Below are 14,725 nucleotides of genomic sequence, written 5' to 3'. Positions count from 1 at the left end.
GCGCTCCGGGCGGGGCCATGGCCCGATGCTGCCTGCCTCGCTGCGATATGTATTGGAGAATGGCGTGTATCGCTGACGCGGCTTTGCCCCGCTGCTACAGGGGTTTGGCGCTTTTCTGTAGCAGCGGCGCAAGCCGCGTCCGGCCGCACCGCGCCGGCGGGATCACGCCAATTCGAACAGCACCTCTTGCGCCCCTTCCCACAACGTCTTCACGCCCAGGGCTCGAAGGTTTTCCTTGCCCTGCACAATGGTCAGGAAATGATTGCCGGCCAACTGCCCCATCTTGCTGGCGAAACAGCACGAGCCGTAGGCCAGCAGGATTTCCGTTTCGCTGTACGGCCCCGGATAAAACAGCACGTCCCCTACCGACGGGTGACTGGTGTGATTCTCGAAGCCGACCGGCGCATCGCCTCGCAGCAACTGAAATTCACCCAACGGCACCCAGCACGCCTCGCCGCTCCAGCGTACGTGGATGATTTTCTGCCGATAGGGCAGCAGCTTGAGAAACGCCTCCACCGTCTGCGGTGCGTCGGGGTGGGTTTCGGCCAAGAATTCATAGCCGCCGGAGGTGATCTTGATGCTGGGCATGGTGCAGCTCCTGGGAAAATCCCATCCTTACCCATTGCCCGACGATTTTGAAGCGTTGACCATTATTCTTTTCGTCGCACAGGCGGGCTAAGCTAGGGCCATGGATGACTCTGACTACCTGCGTTTGCTCACCAGCCAGGCCGAGCAAGCCAACGCCTTTCTGTCCAATGCGCGCAAATGGGAGCGCGAGCGTTGGGTGTGCGAGCGCCTTTTGCAGGGTCTGAACATCACCTACCGCGACGACGAGTTCACCCCTGCAGGCCAGGAGCCGCCGGACGTGCTGTTTCGCGACGCCAGTTTCGAAGTGTTTTTCGTACTCGATGAAGGTCGCCGGCTCAATGATGAATGGCGTGAAGAGCTGCAACGTCGCCGCAGCGCCTTCTCCCTCAGCCAACTGGTGCGCCGCGAAGCTCGGCCCAAGCGCATTCGTGCGCCCGAGCTGCTGCAGCGGCTGGCGCCGACCCTGCGCAAGAAAGCCCATAACTATCGCGAACGTGGCCTGGACCTGGGCGAGCTGGACATCATTGCCTTCGCCAGCCTCAAACGCGAAACCCTGGACCTGAACAGCCATTTCCCGCCGCCTACCGAATTTCTCCGCCAGGGCTGGCGCTCGCTGTCGCTGGTCGGGCCCACCTTCGCACGGGTCTTGTTCGCCCATCCGGATGCGCCGGATTTTCTACGCAACAACCTGGGCCGCAGCATCGTTTTCGATGTCGGCATCAGTTTGTGACAACCGCCATTGACCAGCCATGGCGTATCCGCAGCGGCGATGATACAAAGCGTCATCGTCCGTACCGACTGTCAGGAACCCTGTAGCCTTGCCAGCGTCTGAAACGTCTACCTGTTCATGGTTCCAAGCCCTGCCACGTGAACCGCGCCCTATGGGTCGGCGGTTGTCTGTGTGCTTGTCGGCAGCAAGTCGAGCGTCCGCTCCTTGCCTCGATAACCGCCGTCGCAGGGCCCGTGGAACCCTCTGCCTGAAGGTATGGAGCTATGAGCTGCCTTGCGCTCGCCCCCCTCGCAGACCCAACGAATTCCTTAACCTTATGAGAGCTTTCCATGACACATCGCATCGTTATCGTCGGCGGCGGCGCCGGCGGCCTGGAACTGGCCACCAGCCTGGGCAAGACCTTGGGCAAGCGCGGCACGGCCAACATCACGCTGGTGGACGCCAACCTGACCCATATCTGGAAACCGCTGTTGCATGAAGTGGCAGCCGGTTCGCTGAATTCGTCAGAAGACGAGCTCAACTACGTTGCCCAGGCCAAGTGGAATCATTTCGAGTTCCAGCTGGGTCGCATGAGTGGCCTGGACCGGGCGGCCAAGCAGATCCAGCTGAGCGCTACCCTGGATCCGGAAACCGGTCTGGAGCTGGTACCGGCGCGCAGCATTGGCTACGACACGCTAGTGATCGCCGTGGGCAGCACCACCAATGACTTCGGTACCCAGGGTGCAGCCGAGCATTGTCTGTTCTTGGACACGCGCAAGCAGGCCGAGCGCTTTCATCAGCAGCTGCTCAACCACTATCTGCGTGCGCACGCCGGACACGATGAAAGCCGCGCGCAGATCAGCGTGGCCATCGTCGGTGCCGGTGCCACAGGGGTTGAGCTGGCGGCCGAGCTGCACAATGCGGCCAAGGAACTGGCGGCCTATGGTCTGGGCCGCATCGCGCCCGAGAACATGCGCATCACCTTGATCGAAGCCGGTCCGCGGGTGTTGCCGGCGCTGCCGGAGCGTATCGGTCAACCGGTGCACCAGACTCTGGAAAAACTGGGCGTGACGGTGCTGACCAATGCCGCCGTGAGTGAAGTGACTGCAGAAAGCCTGCTGACCAGCAGTGGCCAGGTCATTCCTGCCAGCCTGAAGGTGTGGGCGGCGGGCATTCGGGCGCCGGGTTTCCTCAAGGACATCGATGGCCTGGAGACCAACCGCATCAATCAGTTGGTGGTGCGCCCGACCTTGCAGACCACTCACGACGACGACATCTTTGCGTTCGGCGACTGCGCGGCGTGCCCGCAGCCGGGTACCGATCGCAACGTGCCGCCGCGCGCTCAGGCCGCCCACCAGCAGGCTTCGTTGCTGGCCAAGTCGCTCAAGCTGCGCATCGAGGGCAAGGCCCTGCCGGAGTACACCTACAAGGATTACGGCTCGCTGATTTCGCTCTCGCACTTTTCGGCGGTGGGCAATCTGATGGGTAACCTGACCGGCAGCGTGATGCTGGAAGGCTGGCTGGCACGCATGTTCTACGTGTCGCTGTACCGGATGCACCAGGCAGCGTTGTATGGCTTGTTCCGCACCGGCATGTTGATGCTGGGCAGCCGTATCGGACGCGGCACGGAGCCGCGATTGAAGTTGCATTGATGGAGGATCGGCCGCGTTACGTTTGACGTGACGCGGTGATGCCGGACGCGGCTTGCGCCGCTGCTACAGGGGGGGTGTATTGAATTGGGGGCAAAAAAAAAGGCGCCTATGACAGGCGCCTTTCGTCGAATATGGTCGGGGTAAGGGGATTCGAACTCCTGACATCCTGCTCCCAAAGCAGGCGCGCTACCGGACTGCGCTATACCCCGGTACAAAAAAGGCACCCCGGAAGGCGCCTTTTCTGCTGCCCACCGGTGTTAATCGGTGGGGCTTTTAAGATTCGACCCGGCGAACCGGAATCAAAAATGGTGGGTCGTGTGGGATTCGAACCTACGACCAATTGGTTAAAAGCCAACTGCTCTACCAACTGAGCTAACGACCCAAATATGGTCGGGGTAAGGGGATTCGAACTCCTGACATCCTGCTCCCAAAGCAGGCGCGCTACCGGACTGCGCTATACCCCGATATGAAATTTGGCTCCGTGACCAGGACTCGAACCTGGGACCCAATGATTAACAGTCATTTGCTCTACCGACTGAGCTATCACGGAACTATCAATTTCAGTACATCTACAGCCAATTTCAGTACATCTACATCTGCTACAGCTTCAAGCCTGTATCACTACCGCCTTGAACTCTTCGACCTGTTCGCATCGCTGCGTTCATGTCTCTGAGGCGCGCTATTCTACAATCTTCAAAACCCCTGTCAACCCTTTAAATTGCTTTCAAGACACTGATTTGCAACTTTTTTTCAGAACCGGATGAAGCGTTTGGTTCTGCGGGATGACCGACAGCGGGGCGCACTTTACAAGCCTTGAAACGAAAATGCAATGGGAAATCAAAGAGGTGTGTCAGTGAGGGCCTCTTCGCGGGCAGAGGGCTCGCCGCCCGCCCCGCTCCCACAATATGCCTATGGAAAGGCCCTCACTGACCCTCATCAATCAAGCAAACACAATCTCATCATCCACCACCGACGCCTGCACCGAGGTCCCCGGCAGGAATTTGCCCGAGAGGATCAGCTGCGCCAGCGGGTTCTCGATCCAGCGCTGGATCGCGCGCTTCAGCGGCCGCGCGCCATACACCGGGTCGTAGCCCACTGCGATCAGTTTATCCAGCGCCTCGTCGCTCAGCTCCAGACTCAGGTCGCGCTCGGCCAGACGGCTGCGCAAGCGGGCCAATTGGATCTGCGTGATCCCGGCAATCTGATCGCGCGCCAGCGGTTCGAAGATCACCACCTCGTCGATCCGGTTGACGAACTCCGGACGGAAATGGCTGGTCACTGCATCCATGACCGCTGCGCGTTGCGCCTCGCGGTCGCCGACCAGCTCCTGGATACGCGCCGACCCCAGGTTCGAGGTCATGACGATCACGGTGTTGCGGAAGTCCACGGTGCGGCCGTGACTGTCGGTCAGACGTCCATCCTCGAGCACCTGCAGGAGAATGTTGAACACGTCCGGGTGCGCCTTCTCCACTTCGTCCAAGAGCAACACCGAGTACGGCTTGCGACGGACCGCTTCGGTCAGATAGCCGCCTTCTTCATAACCCACGTACCCGGGTGGTGCGCCGATCAGGCGGGCCACCGAATGCTTCTCCATGAACTCCGACATGTCGATGCGCACCATCGCCTCCTCGGTGTCGAAGAGGAACTCGGCCAGCGCCTTGCACAGCTCGGTCTTGCCCACGCCGGTGGGGCCGAGGAACATGAACGAGCCGCTCGGACGGTTCGGGTCGGACAGGCCGGCACGCGAACGGCGTACCGCGTTCGACACGGCCACTACGGCCTCTTCCTGGCCGATCACGCGCTGATGCAACAGGCTTTCCATCTTCAGCAGCTTGTCGCGCTCGCCTTCGAGCATTTTCGACACCGGAATCCCGGTCCATTTGGACACCACTTCGGCGATTTCTTCCTCGGTGACCTTGCTACGCAGCAACTGGTTGTCACTCTTGCCATGCTGGTCGACCATCTGCAGGCTGCGCTCCAGGTCCGGGATTACCCCGTACTGCAATTCGGCCATGCGGCTCAGGTCGCCACGCCGACGCGCGGTTTCCAGCTCCTGACGGGACTGCTCGATCTTCTGCTGAATCTGCGCGGAGCCCTGCACTTCGGCTTTTTCCGACGTCCAGATCTCTTCCAGGTCGGCGTATTCGCGTTCCAGCCGGGCAATTTCTTCCGTCAGTTTTTCCAGACGCTTGATCGCAGCTTCGTCGTCTTCCTTCTTCAGGGCCTGGGACTCGACCTTGAGCTGGATCAGGCGACGCTCCAGGCGGTCCAGGACCTCGGGCTTGGAGTCGATTTCCATGCGGATGCGGCTGGCCGCTTCGTCGATCAGGTCGATGGCCTTGTCCGGCAGCTGGCGATCGGTGATGTAGCGATGGCTCAGCTTGGCGGCCGCGATGATCGCGCCATCGGTAATTGCCACCTTGTGGTGAACCTCGTAGCGCTCCTTGAGGCCACGCAGGATGGCGATGGTGTCTTCCTCGCTCGGCTCATCGACCAGCACCTTCTGGAAGCGCCGCTCCAGCGCTGCGTCTTTCTCGATGTACTGGCGGTACTCGTTGAGCGTGGTGGCGCCTACGCAGTGCAGTTCGCCTCGGGCCAGCGCCGGCTTGAGCATGTTGCCAGCGTCCATGGAGCCCTCGCCTTTGCCGGCGCCGACCATGGTGTGCAGTTCGTCGATGAACAGAATGATCTGCCCTTCCTGCTTGGACAGTTCGTTGAGTAGCGACTTCAGGCGCTCCTCGAATTCACCGCGGAACTTGGCGCCGGCAATCAGCGCGCCCATGTCCAGGCTGAGCAGACGTTTGCCACGCAAGCCATCGGGCACTTCGCCATTGATGATGCGCTGGGCCAGGCCCTCGGCGATGGCGGTCTTGCCCACGCCGGGTTCGCCGATCAGCACCGGGTTGTTCTTGGTGCGACGCTGCAGCACCTGGATGGTCCGACGGATCTCGTCGTCACGGCCGATCACCGGATCGAGCTTGCCCTCCTCGGCGCGCTTGGTCAGGTCGACGGTGTATTTTTCCAACGCCTTGCGCGACTCCTCGGCGTTGGGGTCGTTGACCGCCTCGCCGCCACGCAGGTTGCTGATGGCGTTTTCAAGAGCTTTCTTGCTGACGCCCTGCCCCAACAGCAGCTTGCCGAGCTTGCTGTTGTCGTCCATGGCGGCCAGCAAGACCAGCTCGCTGGAGATGAATTGATCACCCTTCTGCTGCGCCAGCCGGTCGGCCTGATTGAGCAGGCGTGCCAGATCCTGGGACATATTGACGTCGCCGGTCGGGTTCTGGATTTTCGGCAATTGGTCGAGCTCTTTGCTCAACGCCTTGCGCAGGCTGTTGACGTCGAAACCGACCTGCATCAGCAGCGGACGAATCGAACCGCCCTGCTGGTCGAGTTGCGCCTGCATCAGGTGCGCGGGCTCGATGGCAGGATGGTCCATGCCAACGGCCAAGGATTGTGCGTCGGATAACGCGAGTTGAAGCTTGCTGGTCAAACGGTCTATACGCATGAGTCACCTTCCTGAAAGGGGCAGGCCGGAGCGATGGACACACCTGATGAAGAAAACCTGCCGGGGATGACAGTTAGATGGGGGGTGTTGGGGAAGATTCAAGGATGGGGGTTGTAGGTCTGGGTAGGTTGTGTCAGTGCTGGCCGCTTCGCCGCCTATCGCGCAAGCCCGCTCCCACACTGGGCTCGCTGAGGGGCCATTGGCTGCGAAGCTAGGGTTCCAGCCACACCAGTGAAGCGAATCGTCCGGTGACCGATGCGCGGCGATAGGAAAAGAAGCGCTCGTCTTCTACGGTGCACGATCCCCCGCCATACACCGCCGTCACTCCAGCCGCCGCCAGGCGAATCCGCGCCAGGGCATAGATGTCGGCCAAAAACTTGCCAGGTGCCGCACCCGACGCGAATGCATCGGCAGCATGCGGATGGATGGACATGAAGGCCTCACGTACCTCGGCCCCCACTTCGAAGCGCCGTGGACCGATGGCCTGCCCGAGCCAGGCCATGAGCTGCTCGGGCGGATCGCGGAACGTCTGCACTGTCGCTTCCAGAACGCCGGCCGCCAGCCCGCGCCAACCGGCATGAGCGGCGGCGACCTGGGTCCCGGCGCGATTGCAGAACAGCGCAGGCAGACAGTCGGCGGTCATCGATGTGCAGGCGATCCCCGGCGTAGCGGTCCAGCTCCCGTCGGCTTCCAGCACGCGGCTGGGGTCGGCTTCGACCACTCGCACCCCGTGCACCTGGTTCAGCCAAGCGGGCAGGATGCCGAAGTGAGCGGTCAGACGCAGGCGGTTCTGCACTACGCAGTGAGGATCGTCGCCCACGTGCGCGCCCAGGTTCAGGCTGTCATACGGCGCCGGGCTGACGCCGCCTTCACGGGTTGTCACGCAGGCCCTGACCGAAGCCGGAGCTGGCCAGTCGGGAAGCAACAGGCCCTGCGCGAAAGTGGTCACCCGATGAAGGCCTCGCGATCCTGCTTGAGCAGCGACAGCAGCCAGACGAAGTCATCGGGCAATGGCGATTCCCAGCCCATGCGCTCACCGGTCGTCGGATGGTCGAGCTCCAGGAAACGGGCGTGCAGGGCCTGGCGCGGAAAGGTTTTCAGTGCATCGACCATGGTCGCGCTGGCCGCGGGCGGAATGCGGAAGCGGCCGCCGTACGCCTGGTCGCCTACCAGGGGGAAGTTGATGTGCGACATGTGCACGCGGATCTGGTGGGTCCGGCCGGTTTCCAGCTTGACCCGCACGTGGGTGTGGGAGCGGAAGCGTTCGAGCACGCGGTAATGACTGACCGCCTGCTTGCCGCCTTCCATCACGGCCATGCGCTGGCGCTGCTGACCGTGCCGCCCGATCGGCGCGTTGATCTTGCCACCGGCGGTGACCACGCCGATGACGATGCACTCATAGATACGGCTCACCGAACGGCTCTGCAGCTGGGACACCAGCTGGGTCTGCGCCTGGATGGTCTTGGCCACCACCATCAGACCGGTGGTGTCCTTGTCCAGACGGTGAACGATGCCGGCACGCGGGACGTTGATGATGTCCGGCACATGGTGCAGCAGGGCATTGAGCAGGGTGCCGTCGGCGTGACCCGCGGCCGGGTGGACCACCAGGCCCGCCGGCTTGTTGATGACAAGGATCTGGTCGTCTTCGTAGACGATGTCCAGGTCGATGTCCTGAGCCACCCATTCACCCTGGGCTTCCTGCTCGGCATTGAGCTCGAGCAGGGCACCGCCATGCACGGTATCGCGCGGACGCAGAACGTCCCCGTCCACGGTCAGGCGGCCCTCTTTTATCCAGGCGGAAAGGCGCGAGCGCGAGTGCTCTGCGAATAGTTGGGCGGCGACTTGGTCGAGGCGTTGTCCGCCCAAATCGGACGGTACCTCTGCGCGAAGTTGTATGATCTCGGACATGCTCGGACTAGGCGGCGGCACAGCCTTTGGTTTCGGCTGCACGCTTGTGGTTAAATACGGCGTCTTTTGCCCCGGGGGTTCCACGGGGCGCTCATCATAACAGGACGGCCACGCCCGAGACAGCGGCCGTTTATAGGGACGCTAGCCGCCATGCAAGTGAAACACCTGCTGCTGATCGCCATCCTCGGACTCACCGCGGCCTGTTCTTCGACCAAAGAAGTGGTCGATGAAAACCTCAGCGAAGTCGAGCTGTACCAGCAGGCGCAGGCCGACCTGGACAACAACAGCTACACCAGTGCCACGGCCAAGCTCAAGGCGCTGGAGTCGCGTTATCCGTTCGGCCGCTATGCCGACCAGGCGCAGCTCGAGCTGATCTACGCCAACTACAAGAACTCCGAGCCCGAGGCGGCGAAGTCGGCTGCCGAGCGTTTCATCCGTCTGCATCCGCAGCACCCGAACGTCGACTACGCCTATTACCTCAAGGGCCTGACCTCGTTCGACCAGGACCGTGGCCTGGTGGCACGTTTCCTGCCGCTGGACATGACCAAGCGTGACCCTGGCGCTGCCCGTGACTCCTACAACGAGTTCGCCCAGCTCACCAGCCGCTACCCCAACAGCCGCTACGCGCCCGATGCCAAGCAGCGCATGATCTACCTGCGCAACCTGCTGGCCTCCTACGAAATCCACGTGGCCGACTACTACCTGACCCGTCAGGCCTACGTCGCAGCCGCCAACCGTGGCCGCTACGTGGTGGAAAACTTCCAGGAAACGCCGTCCGTCGGCGACGGCCTGGCGGTGATGACCGAAGCCTACATGCGTCTGCACCTGGACGATCTGGCGGCCACCACCCTGGAAACGTTGAAGGCCAACTATCCGGACCACCCGAGCCTGGAAGACGGCAAGTTCGTGCCTCAGCAGGACGAAGCGGACAACCGCTCGTGGATCTCCAAGGCCACCCTGGGCTGGATCGGTTCCAACACCGACCCGCTGCCACCGGGCGAAACCCGCGCCAACCAAGATGTGCAACGCCAGTATCAGGAAGCGCGCGACGCCATTCCGAAGGAACTGCTGCCCCCTGAGGACGGCGGCACCGCCGACCAGCAGCAGCCGAACGCCGAAGAAGGCAAGAGCCGCTCGTGGTTCAGCTACGCTACCTTTGGTCTGTTCGACTGAAGCGCGGTTGTACTGAAAAAAGGGGCTCCGGCCCCTTTTTTATTGGAATAACCGCCTGTGGGAGCGGGTCTCTGCCCGCGAAGGGCTCACAGCGGTCTGCCTGATACACCGCAGGGCCCCTTTCGCGGGCAGAGACCCGCTCCCACCGGTGTTTTTCCCAGCCAATGACTGCTCACACCAGAGCTGGCCAAGGCCTACCCTCGCCCGCCGCTTGCTCCGCGTCGGGCTCGCTCCTACACTGCGCCATCTTCCCTGGCAAAGCTGACCTTCCCATGATTCGCCTGATTTTCTGGATCGCCATCGTCTTCGCCGCCATCTGGCTGTGGCGCAGGTTCAAGACTCCCGCCCGCGCGCCTCGCGAAGAGCACAAGCCGGCCTCGCTGACCATGGTTCGCTGCGCCCAGTGCGGCGTGCACCTGCCAGAGGACAGCGCGTTGCGTCGTGACAGCCACTGGTATTGCAGCCAGCCCCATCTGGAGCAAGGGCCGGGCAACGGTGCCCGCTGAAGCGCAGTTTCTCGGCGGCGCCCAGGCGCAGCGGATGCTGCGCCTGTACCACCTCTACCGCTTGACCATTGGTCTGTCCCTGGTCCTGCTGATTTCCAGCAACATGGACAACCGCCTGCTGGAAGTCGCCGATGGCGAACTGTTCCGCGCCGGCAGCTGGCTCTACCTCATTCTCAACATCCTGGTCGTGGTGCTGATGGGCAACCCGCGTCGGGTGCTGCCGGTATTCAGCCTGGCCACCGCCGACGTGATCATGCTCGCCGGCCTGTTCTACGCGGGTGGCGGCACGCCCAGCGGCATCGGCAACCTGATGATCGCCTCCGTGGCCATGGGCAACCTGTTGCTGCGAGGTCGCCTCGGCCTGTTGATCGCCGCACTCGCCACCATCGGCATCATCTACCTGACGTTCTACCTGAGCATCTCCCGACCGGCCGCCGCCAACGACTACCTGCAGGCGAGTACCCTGGGTGTGTTGTGCTTCGCTGTGTGGTTTGTGGTTCAGGGGCTGAGCCGACTGTTGAGCACCAGCGAGAACCTGGCCGAACAGCGCGCCAGTGATGTCACCAGCCTGGAGGCCTTGAACTCGCTGATCCTGCAGCGCATGCGCACGGGCATTCTGGTGCTGGACACCGAACTGCGCGTGCAACTGGCCAACCAGGGCGCCCTGGCCCTGTTCGGGCGCATGACGCTCAATGGCGAACTGATCGCCGATCACTCCCCCGATTTGATCGAGCGTCTGTTGCAGTGGCAGACCAACCCAGCCTTGCGGGTCAAGAGTCTGAAGCTTTCGACCACCGGTCCGTCGATCCAGGCCAGCTTCATTGCCCTGCGCCGCGGTGGCGAGCAGCAGCAGACGCTGGTGTTTCTCGAAGACCTGTCGCAGATCGCGCAGCAGGCGCAACAGCTCAAGCTGGCTGCCCTGGGTCGCCTTACCGCCAGCATCGCCCACGAGATCCGTAATCCGCTGGGCGCCATCAGCCATGCAGGCCAGTTGCTGCAGGAGTCCGAAGACCTGCCGGCCGCCGACCGGCGCCTGACCCAGATCATTCAGGATCACTGCAAGCGCATGAACCTGATCATCGAAAACGTCTTGCAGCTGTCGCGTCGACGCCCCAGCGCGCCGCACCCACTGGACCTCAAGGCCTGGCTGGAAAACTTCGTCAGCGAATTTCGCACTACCGCTCGTCCCGGCCAGCAATTGCACTTGTATGTCAGCGACGGCACCCTGGAAACCCGCATGGATGCCAACCAGTTGACCCAGGTGCTGAACAACCTGGTGGAAAACGGCCTGCGCTACAGCGCCCAGCAACAGGGCCGCGCGCAGGTCTGGCTGAATCTGTTCGTGGAGCCGACCAACGGTTTGCCGATCCTCGAGGTGCTGGACGACGGCCCGGGCTTTGCCGCCGATCAGTTGCAGCACATGTTCGAGCCTTTCTTCACCACCGAAAGCAACGGCACCGGGCTGGGCCTGTATATTTCCCGCGAGCTGTGCGAAAGCAATCAGGCCCACCTAGACTACAGGGCACGTGAAAAAGGCGGGAGTTGCATGCGTATCACCTTCGCCCACCCGCGCAAACAGGGATGACTATGAGCGCCAGGCAAAAAATTCTGATCGTGGACGACGAGCCGGACATTCGTGAACTGCTGGAGATCACCCTTGGCCGCATGAAGCTGGAAACCCGCAGTGCGCGCGATGTCGCCGAAGCCCGCGAATGGCTGGGTCGCGAATCGTTCGACCTGTGCCTGACCGACATGCGCCTGCCCGACGGTACCGGTCTTGAGCTGGTGCAATTCATCCAGCAGCGCTACTCCCACGTGCCGGTGGCCATGATCACCGCGTTCGGCAGCCTGGATACGGCGATCAACGCACTCAAGGCCGGCGCCTTCGATTTCCTCACCAAACCGGTCGATCTACCGCGCCTGCGCGAGTTGGTCGGTGCCGCGCTGCGCATGCCAGCGCCCGCTGCTGCCGGCAAGGAACCGAGCATCGACCAACGCCTGCTCGGCGAGTCGCCTCCCATGCTCGGCCTGCGCAAGCAGATCGGCCGTCTGGCGCGCAGCCAGGCGCCGGTCTACATCAGTGGCGAGTCAGGCAGCGGCAAGGAACTGGTCGCCCGGCTGATTCACGAGCAAGGCCCGCGCGCCGATCGACCGTTCATTCCAGTGAACTGCGGGGCCATCCCGGCCGAACTGATGGAGAGCGAGTTCTTCGGCCATCGCAAGGGCAGTTTCACCGGCGCCACCGAAGACAAGCCGGGGCTGTTTCAGGCCGCCCACGGCGGCACGCTGTTTCTCGACGAGGTGGCCGACCTGCCACTGACCATGCAGGTGAAGTTGCTGCGCGCCATTCAGGAGAAGGCCGTGCGCGCAGTGGGCGGGCAGACCGAAAACGTGGTCGATGTGCGTATTCTCAGCGCGACCCATAAAGACCTGGCAGCCGAAGTGGCGGCCCAGCGTTTTCGTCAGGACCTGTATTACCGCCTCAACGTGATCGAGCTTCGCGTGCCTTGTCTGCGCGAGCGCCGTGAAGACATTCCGCTGCTGGCCAGCAGCGTGTTGGCGCGCCTGGCGCAAGGCAGCGGCCTGCCTGCCGCACAGTTGACGCCCGCCGCCCTGGAAACCCTCAAGGGCTACCGCTTTCCCGGCAATGTGCGGGAGCTGGAAAACATGCTGGAGCGGGCCTACACCTTGTGCGAGGACGACCGCATCGAAGCGAGCGACCTGCGCCTGAGTGAAACGGCGTCTAGCGTGGAGACCGGGGAGCCCAGCCTGGCCCAGATCGACAACCTGGAAGATTACCTGGAAAGCGTGGAGCGCAAGCTCATCCTGCAAGCCCTGGAAGAAACCCGCTGGAACCGCACGGCGGCGGCGCAGCGCCTGAACATGTCGTTCCGTTCGATGCGCTATCGCCTGAAGAAGCTGGGCCTGGATTGATTCCCTGCCACCGCGTGCACCGCCGACGCGGCTCGCGCCGCTGCTACAGGGTTTGCGTGGTAGGCCTGAGTGAACGCGTCGGCTGTGCACGGGGTGTGCCTGAACAAACGCGTCGGTTCTGTACGCAGCGTGCCCGAACAAACGCGTCGGCGGTGCACGGGGTGTGCCCGAATGAACACGGTAGGGCCAGACGCGGCTCGCGCCGCTGCTACAGGGTTTGTGGCGCTGTTATAGGTCGATTCGGTCCTGCGGTGCGTAAGGCGCTGGATCGATCACGGTGTCACGGCCCACCATCAAGTCCACCAGCAGACGACACGAAGCCGGCGCCAGCACCAGCCCGTTGCGGTAATGCCCGCAGTTCAGCCACAGACCCGGATGCCGCGGCAGCTGACCAATGAACGGCACCCCCTCCGGCGACCCCGGACGCAGCCCGGCCCACTGCCGCACCGGCGTGGCATCAGCCAAGGCTGGCAGCAGATCGACCGCAGAGGCCATCAGGCTGTCCAGCGCCTCCTGCGTTGGGGTCTTGTCGAAGCCCGCATGCTCCAGCGTGCTGCCAATCAAGATGTGCCCATCACGGCGGGGAATCGCATAACGCCCCTTGGCCAGCACCATGCTCGGCAGAAAGTCGGCAGCGCACTTGTACAGAATCATCTGGCCCTTGACCGGCTCCACCGGCAAGCCGACACCCAAGGTCTGCAGTAACTCACCGCTCCACGCTCCCGCAGTCAGCACCACCTCATCGGCCAGCAGCTCGCCTTGTGCTGACTGCACACCGATCACACGCGGGCCATTCAGCACGAAACCCTGCACTTCACAGTGCTCACGCACGGTCACGTTGGGCATGGCATTCAACGCCGCTTTCAACGCCTTCACCAAGCGCGGATTGCGCACGTTGGCGACATCCGCCATGTGAATCGCCCGCTTGAACCCAGCCCCGAGCACCGGCACCGCGGCATAGGTAGAAGAGATACCCACAGCCGCCAGCGGCCGACGATTGCGCTCGGCCCAGGCCAACGCCTCGGCCTCATCCTCCAGGTCCAACCAGTACAAGCCGGTCGTGTGCACTTCAGGATCGATGCCTGTCTCGGCAGCCAGACGCTGCCCCAACTGTGGATAGAAATCCTGTGACCAATGCGCCAAGGCAGTGACTGCCGGGCTGTAGCGCCAGGGGTACAGCGGTGAAACGATACCTCCGCCGGCCCAGGACGACTCCTGGCCCACCGCGCTGCGATCGATCAGGGTGATGCGATCCAAATGGGCGGCAAGGTTATAGGCTGTCAGCAGGCCAATGACACCGCCGCCGACAACCAGAACATGCTCAGACATCAAACGATTCCAAAGAAGGCTCAGCGGCCCCAGCAGGTGGCGGAAGTGGTGCCGGCGGCCATGCCGGTGTTGGTCCGCGCGCCGGTCTGGTTGATGACGAAACTGCCGCACTTGTCACCGACCATCATGGTGCCCGCCCTTGGCGCCGCCGTCAGGCTGAACGTGGTGGCGTCCTTTACCGTCACGATGTTGTACCAGGCATTACCCGCGACGTCTGCGACGTTGGCGTAACTACCGGTCCGAGTGAACCCCCTCTCGAAATTTTGCGCACCTTCGGCCAGTACCTGGCCGATCTCGACCCGATGGGTACGCTTCACGTACTCGGTGTAGCTGGGGTAGGCGATGGCGGCGAGGATGCCGACGATGGCGACTACGATCATCAATTCTATCAAGGTAAAACCCTGCTGCTTTTCCATAGGCA

12 protein-coding genes and 4 tRNA genes are annotated in these 14,725 nt (G+C 62.6%); 6 read left to right on the top strand and 10 right to left on the bottom strand.

Annotated features, from left to right (window positions below; translation table 11 throughout):
- Positions 1-162: 162 nt before the first annotated feature.
- Positions 163-588 (bottom strand): DUF3830 family protein, encoded by a 426-nt coding sequence (locus AC788_RS12800; protein ID WP_049860974.1) that lies wholly within the window; start codon positions 586-588, stop codon positions 163-165.
- Positions 589-688: 100 nt separating this feature from the next.
- Here AC788_RS12800 and AC788_RS12795 point away from each other — a divergent pair, with 100 nt between their 5' ends.
- Together AC788_RS12795 and AC788_RS12790 are read left to right on the top strand one after the other, a co-directional pair.
- Positions 689-1,318, top strand: a complete 630-nt coding sequence (locus tag AC788_RS12795; RefSeq protein WP_049860973.1) for a DUF1780 domain-containing protein — start codon at positions 689-691, stop codon at positions 1,316-1,318.
- A gap of 329 nt (positions 1,319-1,647) precedes the next feature.
- Positions 1,648-2,949, top strand: a complete 1,302-nt coding sequence (locus AC788_RS12790) for an NAD(P)/FAD-dependent oxidoreductase (RefSeq protein ID WP_049860972.1) — start codon at positions 1,648-1,650, stop codon at positions 2,947-2,949.
- 132 nt (positions 2,950-3,081) lie between these two features.
- On the opposite strand, the gene AC788_RS12785 is transcribed toward AC788_RS12790, so the two are convergent.
- From AC788_RS12785 to rluD, 7 genes are all read right to left on the bottom strand, one after another.
- Positions 3,082-3,158: transfer RNA gene (locus AC788_RS12785), tRNA-Pro, on the bottom strand.
- A 97-nt stretch (positions 3,159-3,255) separates the two neighbouring features.
- Positions 3,256-3,331: transfer RNA gene (locus AC788_RS12780), tRNA-Lys, on the bottom strand.
- A gap of 5 nt (positions 3,332-3,336) precedes the next feature.
- Positions 3,337-3,413, bottom strand: a tRNA-Pro gene (locus AC788_RS12775).
- A gap of 10 nt (positions 3,414-3,423) precedes the next feature.
- Positions 3,424-3,499: transfer RNA gene (locus AC788_RS12770), tRNA-Asn, on the bottom strand.
- 390 nt (positions 3,500-3,889) lie between these two features.
- Positions 3,890-6,454: an ATP-dependent chaperone ClpB gene (gene clpB, locus AC788_RS12765; protein ID WP_049860971.1), complete on the bottom strand. Its 2,565-nt coding sequence runs from the start codon at positions 6,452-6,454 to the stop codon at positions 3,890-3,892.
- A gap of 211 nt (positions 6,455-6,665) precedes the next feature.
- Positions 6,666-7,403, bottom strand: a complete 738-nt coding sequence (gene pgeF, locus AC788_RS12760) for a peptidoglycan editing factor PgeF (protein ID WP_049860970.1) — start codon at positions 7,401-7,403, stop codon at positions 6,666-6,668.
- Positions 7,400-8,362 (bottom strand): 23S rRNA pseudouridine(1911/1915/1917) synthase RluD, encoded by a 963-nt coding sequence (gene rluD, locus AC788_RS12755; protein WP_049860969.1) that lies wholly within the window; start codon positions 8,360-8,362, stop codon positions 7,400-7,402. Before rluD ends, pgeF begins: the two co-directional genes overlap by 4 nt.
- Before the next feature lie 150 nt (positions 8,363-8,512).
- Here rluD and AC788_RS12750 point away from each other — a divergent pair, with 150 nt between their 5' ends.
- The 4 genes from AC788_RS12750 to AC788_RS12735 all read left to right on the top strand — a co-directional run bounded on the left by AC788_RS12750 (position 8,513) and on the right by AC788_RS12735 (position 12,975).
- Positions 8,513-9,535, top strand: a complete 1,023-nt coding sequence (locus AC788_RS12750; protein WP_049860968.1) for an outer membrane protein assembly factor BamD — start codon at positions 8,513-8,515, stop codon at positions 9,533-9,535.
- 272 nt (positions 9,536-9,807) lie between these two features.
- Positions 9,808-10,041 (top strand): PP0621 family protein, encoded by a 234-nt coding sequence (locus tag AC788_RS12745; protein WP_049860967.1) that lies wholly within the window; start codon positions 9,808-9,810, stop codon positions 10,039-10,041.
- Positions 10,031-11,626, top strand: coding sequence for a sensor histidine kinase (locus AC788_RS12740; RefSeq protein ID WP_049860966.1), 1,596 nt, complete (start codon positions 10,031-10,033; stop codon positions 11,624-11,626). The genes AC788_RS12745 and AC788_RS12740 overlap by 11 nt, the downstream gene beginning before the upstream one ends.
- A gap of 2 nt (positions 11,627-11,628) precedes the next feature.
- Positions 11,629-12,975: a sigma-54-dependent transcriptional regulator gene (locus tag AC788_RS12735; RefSeq protein WP_177327968.1), complete on the top strand. Its 1,347-nt coding sequence runs from the start codon at positions 11,629-11,631 to the stop codon at positions 12,973-12,975.
- A 228-nt stretch (positions 12,976-13,203) separates the two neighbouring features.
- Here AC788_RS12735 and thiO read toward each other — a convergent pair whose 3' ends face one another.
- Both thiO and AC788_RS12725 read right to left on the bottom strand, forming a co-directional pair.
- The gene (thiO, locus tag AC788_RS12730; protein WP_049860964.1) at positions 13,204-14,304 is read right to left on the bottom strand and encodes a glycine oxidase ThiO; all 1,101 of its coding nucleotides are present in this window, start codon (positions 14,302-14,304) and stop codon (positions 13,204-13,206) included.
- A gap of 20 nt (positions 14,305-14,324) precedes the next feature.
- A complete protein-coding gene (locus AC788_RS12725) occupies positions 14,325-14,720 on the bottom strand; it encodes a type IV pilin protein (RefSeq protein ID WP_090362383.1) in 396 nt (131 codons plus the stop codon).
- Positions 14,721-14,725: the final 5 nt, after the last annotated feature.

Origin of the sequence: Pseudomonas sp. RIT-PI-a (assembly GCF_001187875.1) — a bacterium.
Taxonomy (GTDB): Bacteria; Pseudomonadota; Gammaproteobacteria; order Pseudomonadales; family Pseudomonadaceae; genus Aquipseudomonas; species Aquipseudomonas coleopterorum.
Note: the sequence above shows the minus strand (reverse complement) of the source record. Positions and strands in the feature narration are given on the sequence as shown.

What these genes read in the sequence shown, in the direction of transcription:
- clpB (WP_049860971.1), bottom strand. Translation starts at nt 6,454, where the DNA reads ATGCGTATAGACCGTTTGACCAGCAAGCTTCAACTCGCGTTATCCGAC.
- rluD (WP_049860969.1), bottom strand. Translation starts at nt 8,362, where the DNA reads ATGTCCGAGATCATACAACTTCGCGCAGAGGTACCGTCCGATTTGGGC.
- AC788_RS12800 (WP_049860974.1), bottom strand. Translation starts at nt 588, where the DNA reads ATGCCCAGCATCAAGATCACCTCCGGCGGCTATGAATTCTTGGCCGAA.
- thiO (WP_049860964.1), bottom strand. Translation starts at nt 14,304, where the DNA reads ATGTCTGAGCATGTTCTGGTTGTCGGCGGCGGTGTCATTGGCCTGCTG.
- AC788_RS12745 (WP_049860967.1), top strand. Translation starts at nt 9,808, where the DNA reads ATGATTCGCCTGATTTTCTGGATCGCCATCGTCTTCGCCGCCATCTGG.
- AC788_RS12750 (WP_049860968.1), top strand. Translation starts at nt 8,513, where the DNA reads ATGCAAGTGAAACACCTGCTGCTGATCGCCATCCTCGGACTCACCGCG.
- AC788_RS12790 (WP_049860972.1), top strand. Translation starts at nt 1,648, where the DNA reads ATGACACATCGCATCGTTATCGTCGGCGGCGGCGCCGGCGGCCTGGAA.
- AC788_RS12725 (WP_090362383.1), bottom strand. Translation starts at nt 14,720, where the DNA reads ATGGAAAAGCAGCAGGGTTTTACCTTGATAGAATTGATGATCGTAGTC.
- AC788_RS12735 (WP_177327968.1), top strand. Translation starts at nt 11,629, where the DNA reads ATGAGCGCCAGGCAAAAAATTCTGATCGTGGACGACGAGCCGGACATT.
- AC788_RS12795 (WP_049860973.1), top strand. Translation starts at nt 689, where the DNA reads ATGGATGACTCTGACTACCTGCGTTTGCTCACCAGCCAGGCCGAGCAA.